The organism is Neisseria blantyrii (genome assembly GCF_962747855.1).
GTDB lineage: Bacteria > Pseudomonadota > Gammaproteobacteria > Burkholderiales > Neisseriaceae > Neisseria > Neisseria viridiae.
In genome coordinates, this window is sequence record NZ_CAUIZY010000030.1 from 1 (window position 1) to 1,243 (window position 1,243).

Annotated in this window: 2 protein-coding genes; both read left to right on the top strand. The window is 56.1% G+C overall.

Annotated features, from left to right (window positions below; all coding sequences use genetic code 11):
• On the top strand, positions 1–598 hold a 598-nt coding region (locus Q9J80_RS10795), incomplete at its 5' end, for a glycosyltransferase (RefSeq protein ID WP_304678580.1).
• 19 nt (positions 599–617) lie between these two features.
• The coding region (locus Q9J80_RS10800) for a glycosyltransferase (protein WP_304678582.1) at positions 618–1,243 on the top strand (626 nt) is incomplete at its 3' end.

Below are 1,243 nucleotides of genomic sequence, written 5' to 3' on the forward strand. Positions count from 1 at the left end.
CCACACCCCCCCCCCCCCCCCCCCGGAATTTCATTTCCGGAAAACCGAAAAAGAATGCGCCGTACTCGGCACGCTTTCCCGTTTGGACACCGTCCGCGCCGTGCATCTGATGCTGGACATTTTCAAAAAAATGGTTGACCGCGGTATGCCCGTCCGCCTCAACATAGCGGGCATAGGAGAAGAAATGGACAATTTGAAAATGCAGGCAAAGCATCTGGGCATTGAAGATAAAGTTACTTTCCTCGGCGGCATACGCGATTTGACCACCTACTTCAAAGACGTGGATATTTTGGTGAACACGCCCCACTGCATCGGTGACCACGGCGCAGGTGTGGGCAACAACATCTTAGAAGCCGGACTTTACGACACGCCCGTCGTTACCTACGATATGGCAGGCATTTCCGAAATGGTCGTCAACGGGGAAACGGGTTACTGCATCCCCTTCGGCGACGAAGAAGCCTTTATCGCCGCCGTAGACACGCTCGTCAGACAGCCGCTGTTGCGCGAAGCAATGGGCAAAAGGCTGCACGCACACGTCGCCGCACTCTGTTCCGACGACGAAATCTACCGCACCACCATGGCCGCCTATACCATGTAATGCCGTCTGAAAGCCGCCGATGAACATCACCATAGTCGCCCCCTACTGCTCGCTGCCGTCCGAACCGTATTTCAACCGCTTTTGGTATCTGGCAGAACTATTGTCGCAATCGCACGACGTGTTGCTGATTACCAGCCGTTTCCGCCACTACGACAAATCCTTCAGACGGCATGAAGATGCCCGAAACGCCTCCGCAGAACGCCTGAAGGTCATACTGCTGGACGAGCCGGGATACGGCAAAAACGTCTCACTGGCACGGCTTGCCAGCCACCGCACCTTCGTCAAAAATTTCGAACGCCTCTTAGAAGGTTGCCGCCCGCACGAATGGGACATCGTCTATTCCGCCTATCCGCTGATGGCGACCAACCTGCTTTTAGGCAGACATAAAGCGCGTTTGGGCTACAAACTCATCATCGACGTGCAGGACGTATGGCCGGAGTCTTTCTCCTCGGTCGTACCGTTTTTGAAAAAAGTACCGCACAAGCTGCTGCCCTTTGCTTCACGCGCCAACCGTGCCTACCGCTGCGCCGACGCGCTGGTTGCCGTATCGCAGACTTATCTCGACCGCGCCAAAGAAGCCAATCCGAACGTACCCGGCGAAGCCGTCTATATCGGTACGGATTTTGCCGCCATCGCCCCCCCCCC